The organism is Bradyrhizobium sp. (genome assembly GCF_049512235.1).
GTDB lineage: Bacteria > Pseudomonadota > Alphaproteobacteria > Rhizobiales > Xanthobacteraceae > Bradyrhizobium.
Window position 1 is genome coordinate 1 of the sequence record NZ_JBEKXH010000313.1, and the last position, 7,749, is coordinate 7,749.

General features: G+C 62.6%; 8 protein-coding genes. 2 read left to right on the plus strand and 6 right to left on the minus strand.

Annotation, left to right across the window (positions count from 1 at the left end):
* The 6 genes from ABSG20_RS24410 to ABSG20_RS24435 all read right to left on the minus strand — a co-directional run.
* Window positions 1-403 (minus strand): HpcH/HpaI aldolase family protein (locus tag ABSG20_RS24410; protein ID WP_423867067.1); only part of this gene is annotated, 403 nt, incomplete at its 3' end.
* 36 nt (window positions 404-439) lie between these two features.
* Entirely contained in the window at window positions 440-1,525 is a 1,086-nt protein-coding gene (locus ABSG20_RS24415; protein WP_423867068.1) for a malate/lactate/ureidoglycolate dehydrogenase, read from the minus strand.
* 15 nt (window positions 1,526-1,540) lie between these two features.
* On the minus strand, window positions 1,541-2,269 hold the full coding sequence (locus ABSG20_RS24420; RefSeq protein ID WP_423867069.1) for an ABC transporter ATP-binding protein: 729 nt from the start codon (window positions 2,267-2,269) through the stop codon (window positions 1,541-1,543).
* Window positions 2,269-4,050: a branched-chain amino acid ABC transporter ATP-binding protein/permease gene (locus ABSG20_RS24425; RefSeq protein ID WP_423867070.1), complete on the minus strand. Its 1,782-nt coding sequence runs from the start codon at window positions 4,048-4,050 to the stop codon at window positions 2,269-2,271. Before ABSG20_RS24425 ends, ABSG20_RS24420 begins: the two co-directional genes overlap by 1 nt.
* Window positions 4,047-4,922 carry a branched-chain amino acid ABC transporter permease gene (locus ABSG20_RS24430; RefSeq protein ID WP_423867071.1) on the minus strand — a complete coding sequence of 292 codons (876 nt, stop codon included), beginning with the start codon at window positions 4,920-4,922 and terminating at the stop codon, window positions 4,047-4,049. Before ABSG20_RS24430 ends, ABSG20_RS24425 begins: the two co-directional genes overlap by 4 nt.
* A gap of 1 nt (window position 4,923) precedes the next feature.
* Window positions 4,924-6,069, minus strand: a complete 1,146-nt coding sequence (locus tag ABSG20_RS24435) for an ABC transporter substrate-binding protein (RefSeq protein ID WP_423867072.1) — start codon at window positions 6,067-6,069, stop codon at window positions 4,924-4,926.
* Window positions 6,070-6,379: 310 nt separating this feature from the next.
* Between ABSG20_RS24435 and ABSG20_RS24440 the strand changes: the two genes are divergently transcribed.
* Window positions 6,380-6,772, plus strand: a complete 393-nt coding sequence (locus tag ABSG20_RS24440) for a 5-carboxymethyl-2-hydroxymuconate Delta-isomerase (protein WP_423867073.1) — start codon at window positions 6,380-6,382, stop codon at window positions 6,770-6,772.
* A gap of 51 nt (window positions 6,773-6,823) precedes the next feature.
* Window positions 6,824-7,749, plus strand: a 926-nt coding sequence (gene hpaD / locus ABSG20_RS24445) for a 3,4-dihydroxyphenylacetate 2,3-dioxygenase (RefSeq protein WP_423867074.1), incomplete at its 3' end; no start/stop codon positions are given.

Below are 7,749 nucleotides of genomic sequence, written 5' to 3' on the forward strand. Positions count from 1 at the left end.
TCTGCTGATAGCTGCCGGCGGTTCCATACAGACCGGCACGGATCGGGCCGTTCGAGCGCGTGCCGCGCGGCGGATATTTGGCATAGGCCACCAGGTTTTCGGCTTCCTGTTTGGTGTTGATCATCGGGCAGATCACGCCATAGGCGCCGCCATCGAGCACCTTGCCGATGATGCCCGGCTCGTTCCAGGGCACCCGCACCATCGGCGTCACCGGATGTCCGTTCATGGCCTGGAAACATTGCACCATGGACAGGTAGTCCTGCACGCCGTGCTGCATGTCGACGGTGACGCTGTCGAACCCGCATTGCGCCATCACCTCGGCGGAAAAACCTGACGGTATCGCCAGCCAGGCATTCACCACGGCCTTGCCCGAGGCCCATACTTTCTTGACGTTGTTTGCCATGGTCGGCGGTTCCCTTTCGTTTGTTGTTATCGGTCTTCACGCTGTCGCCCGCTGGATGCTCACCTCGCTGACGCCGACTTCTCGCGCAGTGCTTACTATCGCCGCCCAGGTATCATCCGGCAAGGGTATGCCATTTTTGGTACGATCGGCGCGCATTTTCCGCTCGGGATCGCCGGGAATCTTTACCGCGTCGACGCCGGCCACCGGCTTGGTCGCCCTGATAAAGTCGACATAGCGGGAGATTTCGCCGTCGAAGAAATTGCCGGTATCGACCACCCTGGGATCGACATAGACCGCAAACATGCCATTGGCAAAGCGCCGGTCCGGGGCGGTCGCGCCGGTACCGGTCAGCGCGCCGCCCAGCAATTCGCAGATGAAGGCGAGCCCCGAGCCTTTGTGCTCGCCGAACGCCCGGATCGCGCCCGTGCCCTTGGTATGGTCGCGCGCGCCCGCCGCGCTGTAGGGCCCGTACAGCACCGCCGGGTCTTCGCTCAGCGTGCCGTCGAAGTCGATCAGCGCTCCTGAAGGCAATTTCTTGCCGCCGCGGCTCGCCACCAGCACCTTGCCTTCGGCGACGATCGAAGTCGCAAAATCCAGAACGATCGGGTCCTGACCCTTTCGCGGAATGCCGACGCAATAAGGCGCTGTCGACAGCCGCTTCTCGACGCCGCCATAGGGCGCCACCAATAGCGAGCCGGCCGCATTGACGAAGTGGACCGAAACCAGCCCCTCGGCGGCCGCCATTTCGGCCCAGTCGCCGACGCGGCCGATATGGCCGGCATTGCGCAATGCCACTGCGGCGAGCCCTGCCGCCTTGCACTTTTCGATGCCGATCCTGACCGCCTGCGGCGCGACCGTCTGGCCGTAGCCGAACTTGCCGTCGACCACCGCCAGCGACGGCGTGTCGACCACGACTTCGACGGTTTGATCGGGAATGACCGAGCCCATCTTCTTCCATCGGATATAGACCGGAACCCGGATCACGCCGTGGCTGTCATGCCCGGTCAGGTTGGCGGTCGCAAGGTAGCTCGCAATGCGCCGCGCTTCTTCGCTTGAGGAGTCCGCATGAGCGAACACGTCGGCAACAAAGGTGATGAGATTTTCCAGCTGTATCGTGACCATGGATCGATGCTCGTCTCACACACTGGCTTTGGCATGACCGCCGAGATAGGCGGCGGCGATGGCTTCGTTGCCCCATAATTCATCGGGCTTGCCGCCGAGGACGATGCGGCCGGTTTCCAGCACGTAGCCGTGGTCGGCCACCGACAACCCCATGCGCGCGTTCTGCTCGACCAGGAGCACCGTGGTGTTGCGCCGGATTTCCGCGATGATCCGGAACACGGCCTGCACGATGACCGGCGCCAGCCCAAGCGAGGGCTCGTCCAAGAGCAACAGGCGAGGCTTCGCCATCAGGCCGCGGGCGACCGCGACCATCTGCAACTGCCCGCCCGACAAGGTCCAGCCCAGCGCATTGGCAAACGACCGGATGTCCGGAAACAGATCGAACATCGCATCGGCTTCGCGCGACAATTGCGATTTGGCGATCCGGCGGTTCGAGGCGCCGAGCATGATGTTTTCCTTCACCGTCAGGCCGGGGAAAACCCTCCGTCCCTCCGGCACGTGCGAGATACCAAGCCGCACGATCGCTTCCGGCCCGAGGCCCGCGATCGAGTGGCCGTCGAACAGGATTTCGCCGGCCGCGGGTTTTGCCAGTCCCGAAATCGCCCGTAGCGTGGTGGATTTGCCGGCGCCGTTGGCGCCGAGCAAGGTCACCACCTGTCCGGCCTCGACACCGAACGACACCCCGCGCAGGGCTTCGATCTCGCCATAGAGCACGATCAGATCGTTGATCTGGAGCAGCGGCATCATTCGGTTCCGAGATAGGCGGAGACGACATCGGGATGGCGAAGCACCGCCATCGATTCGCCATCGGCGATGCGGCGTCCGAAATTGAGCACGGTAATGTGCTGGGCGGCTTCGGAGACCAGGGTCATGTCGTGATCGATGATCAGGATGGTGAGGCCCTGGGCTGCGATGCGCTTGAGCAGTTCGTGCAGTTCGAGCTTCTCGCTCGAGTTCAGGCCGGCCGCCGGTTCGTCGAGGAGCAGCAGGGTCGGGTTGGCGGCGAGCGCGCGCGCGATCTCGATCAGCCGCTGATGGCCGTAGGAAAAGCTCGAGATCTGTTCGTTGGCGCGGCCGCCTAGGCCGACAAAATTCAGCGCTTCCATGGCGCGCTCGGTCAGCGCGCCGGCGCCGCGGCTGCCGATCAGCCTGTTGCCGGGCCGCTCGGCGCCGATCTCAACATTCTCCAAGGCCGTCATCGAGCGGAACAGGCGGATGTTCTGGAACGTCCGTCCCAATCCCGCCGCCGTGCGCAGATGCGGCGGCATATGGGTGATGTCGGTGCCATCGAGCACGATCCTGCCGGATGTCGCCTTGTAGAGGCCGGAGAGCACGTTCAGCGTCGTGGTTTTGCCGGAGCCGTTCGGCCCGATCAGGGCGTGGACGCCGCCGCGCTTCACCGCGATATCGACGCCATCGACGGCCTTCAGGCCGCCGAAATATTTGGAAAGGCCGGTGACCTCGAGCACCATGTCGCTGCCCTCGGTCGCCGGCTTCAATTGCAGCGGCGCGGTGGCCGCCTGTGGCCTGGTCTGGCTGCGCCAGCGATCGAGCGCGGCACTGACAAATCCCCAGATGCCATCGGGCATGTAGCGGATGATCAGGATGACGAACAGGCCGTAGATCGCAAGATAAAGCCCGGGAATGCTCTTCAGGAACCGCAGCCATTCCGGGATCAGGATCAGTAGTCCGGTGCCGATGGCCGAGCCGATCGGCGAAGCGACGCCGCCGAGCAGCGACATGGTCAGGAACACGATCGATTCCGCAAACGAGAATTGATCCGGGCTGACATAGGCAAATCCGCCGGCGAACAGCCCGCCGGCAAGGCCGCCCAGCGCGGCGCTGAGCGCGAACGCGGAGACCTTGGTGCGGAACACGTCAATGCCGTTGACGCCGGCGGCGAGTTCATTGTCACGCACGGCGCGCATCGCGCGCCCAAGTCGGGTATCGGGCAAATGCCAGACGACATAGCCTATGATCGCCAGCACCGCGACGCAGAACGCGAGATAGCCCTGCGAGGTCGGAAACAGCTGGGGACGGCCGATGTTGGAGACGCCATCCGGTCCGTGCGTCAGTTCGATGGCGTTGATCATGACCAGCGTGACGATCTGCTGGAACGAGATCGTGACCATTGCCAGGTAATGTCCGCCGAGCCGCAGCGTCGACATGCCGAGGAACGCGCCCGCCAGCAGAGCGATCAGGCTGCCCGCGACCAGGCAGAGCCAGTAGCTCAGATGCAGATCGGCCGTGCCGAGCCCGACTGCATAGGCGCCGAAACCGAAGAACGCGGCTTGCGCCAGATTGATCTGCCCGCACAGGCCGAGCACGACCGAGAGGCCGAACACCGCGATCGCGAACGTCGTCGCCTGCATCAGGACGTTGAGGATGTAGCCGTCGAACTGCATCATGGCGGCTAGTGCCACGACGACGGCCGCGCCGATGAAATACGGCAAATGCCGCAGCAGCAGCGGTCTCGTTTGTATCGCCGGCGCCGCGATCGGCATGTTGTCGCTGGGCGCGCTCATGCTTTCTCCGCGACGCGTTCGCCGAAGATGCCCTGCGGCCGGAAGATCAAGAACAGCACCAGCACCAGAAAGGCAAAGCCGTCCTTGTACGGCACCGATATATAAGCGGCGCCAAAGGTCTCGATGATGCCGAGCGAAAGCCCGCCGATGATGGCGCCGGCGACGTCGCCGAAGCCGCCGATGATGGTGGCGGCAAAGGCCTTCAGCGCGATGGTCGAGCCCATCTGTATCGACACGAACAGCACCGGTGCGACCAGAATGCCGGCGAGGCCGCCGAGCACCGCCGAGTAGATGAAGGTGACCATGATCATGGTCGACACGGAAATGCCGAGCAGCGAGGCCATTTCCTTGTCCTGCGAGGTGGCCTGCAGCTTCTTGCCGAGCATGGTGTGCTCGAAGAACCAGTAGTTGAAGATCACCATCACGATGGTGACCGCGATGATCAGCAGATACTGGCTGTCGAGATAGACCGCTCCGAGCTGGATGCCGGGCGTGTCGAACCATCCCGGTAGCACCTGCGGCTGCGGGCCGTAGATCGCCAGCACCGAGTTGGCCATCAGGATCGAGGCGCCGATGGTGGCGATGATCACCGGCAGAAAGCTGCGGTGCCGCAGCGGATAATAAACCCCGAGATTGAAGATCACCCCGAGCAGCGCCATGCCGGCCAGCGCCAGCAGGAAGGACAGCCAGTACGGCCAGCCCAGATCGACCGCGAACACCACCATCAGATAGGCGGCGACCATGGAGAATTCGCCTTGCGCGAAATTCACCACATTGGTGGCCCGGAAGATCAGCACGAAACCGAGCGCCACCAGCGCATAGACCGCGCCGATGCCGATACCGGTAAACAACAGTTGCAGTACGAGATCCATATCAATCGTTGAAGTCGATGTGCTTGTCGTAGACGATGTTGCCCTTGTCGTTCCTGACGATGTTGTAGCCGTGAAGGCCGTCGCCGTTCGGGTCGAAATTATATTCGCCCTCGGCGCCGGCGAACTTCTTGATGCCCAGGATCGCCTCGCGGATCTTGGCCGGGTCGGTCGAACCGGCCCTGTTGATCGCCGCGGCGAGCACGGTAACGGCATCATAGGGCCAGGAGCTCTGGTTATCCGGCGCCACCTTGGCGAGATCGCGATAGGCCTTGCCGAAAGCCTTCGAGGCCTCGCTGGAATCCTCGGCGTAATCGGCAACGCCGTAGGTGCCATAGAGCGCGGGACCCGCCAGTTTCAGCGCGGTGATGTTGACGATCGAAGGCGAGCCGACCCAGGGAATGTTGACGCCGAGCTGGCGCAGCTGGCGGGCGAAGATGCCGAGATCGTTTTCAAACGTGAAATAGGAGCCGAGAATATCGGCGCCGGACTGCTTGATCGCGAGCACCACCGGGGTGAAGTCCTGGCTCTGGTTGGCATAGCCCTGATCGAGCACCGCAGGCGTACCCAGCTTTTCCAGAGCCGATGTCAATGCCTTGCCGCCGGCGGTGCCGAACGCATCGGTCGAATGCAGCACGGCCCACTTCTTCTTGCCGAGCGTATTGACGCCGTAATCGGCGATTACGCGGCCGGAATAGCTGTCATTGGGGCGAAACCGGAACAGCCACTGATTGCCCATATGGGTCAGGTTGGGATCGGTACCCCCGATCATCACAGGCTTGCCGAGCTTGAGCACGTCGGGCGCCATGGCGTGGACCTGCGTGGAGCGGATCGAGCCCAGGAAAGCCACGATGTCGGGCTGCGAGGCCAGCTTGGAGAAGGCCAGCACGATGCCGGGATTGGTGGTCTGATCGTCTTCGATGATCAGTTCCGCCTGCTTGCCGAGAATACCGCCGGCCTTGTTGACGGCTTCCAGCGCAAGCTTGGCGCCCTTGATGGCGTAGCCGCCGGATTCGGCCGCCGGGCCGGTCACCGGTGCGCACATCCCGATCTTGATGGTCGCGGCCTGGGCGCGCGCAACTCCCATGACGAAAGGTGCGGTGATACCAACGGCCAGCCCAACCGTGAAATCGCGTCTCGTAGGCTTCATCCAGTCCTCCCGTGGCGGCCAACTCTATGGGTTGGCCTACTTTCAGGTTATGCGTTTGGCGAAAATCGTCGCGCGTGTCTACGGCGCACTGCAGGCAGAGTAAATTGATATTGCATCAATTTCCGCATTCCCCGTAGCGAGCTTGGCCAAATTGATGAGCAGACGCTTCGCCCAAGGCTCGGCAACCTGGCGAGCCATGCCGGACGAACTCGGGAGCATGCAGATTTGCGCTTACTCGCGGCCAGCTTCCTCATCGTTACCGCCCTTATTTCGCATGCTATCGTCCTCAACAATTGCTGGGAGTCCGGACATGCCGCATTTTACGATCGAGTATTCCGCCAATCTCGACGCCAGCGTCGACATGGCAGGCGTCGTCGAAGTCGTCCGCAAGGCGGCGGTCGAAACCGGAATTTTTCCGCTCGGGGGCATTCGCGTCCGCGCCATCCGCTGCGAGCATTACGCCATCGCCAATGGGGCTGCGCATTTCGGTTTTCTCGCCATGGTGCTGCGGCTGGGCGAGGGACGCGATCTCGCCGCGCGCAAGCAGGCCGGCGAACATGTTTTCAAGGCGCTCTCGGGTTATCTCGACCCGGTTTTCGCTACCAGCAAGTTCGCGCTGTCGTTCGACATGCAGATCAACGACAAGCAAACCAGCTGGAAGCGCAACAACATTCACGAGGCGCTGAAGGAGGTGCCGACCTGAGAAGCATCCCGGAATGACAAATCGTCTATATGCCCGAACCAAGGACAACACATGCCCGTACCGCAGCACGTCTTCGATCCGCCGTTCAATATCGTCAGGTGCAGCCATGCCATCCTCGATGTGGTGGACCTCAAGGCCAGCCGAGCCTTTTACGAGAATACCATCGGACTGCATGTCGAGGATCACGACGACAAGGCGGTGTACCTGCGCGGAGCGGAGGAGCATCAGCATCACTCGCTGGTGCTGCGCAAGGCGCCCGCCGCCGCCTGCAATCACCTCGGCTTCAAGGTCGGCAACGACAGGGATCTCGACAAGGCCGCGATCTTCCTGTCGGAAAATGGCATCGCTTGCGCTTTCGCCGATCAGCCCTTCCAGGGCCGCACGCTGCAATTTTCCGATCCGCAGGGCTTTCAGATCGAGCTCTATGCGTCGATGGAGAAACGCCCACATTTGTTGCGCCGCTATGATCTCTACAAAGGCTGCCACCCGCAACGGCTCGACCATTTCAACGTGTTCGCCGCCGAAGTTCAGCAGACCATCGACTTCTGGGCGCAGCTCGGATTCCGGCTGACCGAGTACGGCGAGGAGGATGGGCCGAACGGCCGCATCGCGGCGGCATGGATGCATCGCAAGGGCAATGTGCACGACTTCGCCATCACCAATGGCCGGGGTCCTCGCCTGCACCATTTTGCCTATTGGGTGCCGACCGCGATGAACATCCTGCATCTATGCGACGTCATGGCCTCGAGCGGGTACCTCAAGAACATCGAACGCGGACCCGGCCGCCACGGCATTTCGAATGCGTTTTTTCTCTATGTCCGCGACCCCGACGGCCATCGCCTGGAACTCTACACCAGCGACTATTTTACGGGCGATCACGATCACGAGCCATTGCGCTGGTCGCTGAAGGACCCGCGGCGGCAAACCCTGTGGGGCGCGCCCGCGCCGCGTTCCTGGTTCGAGGAGGGATCGCCGTT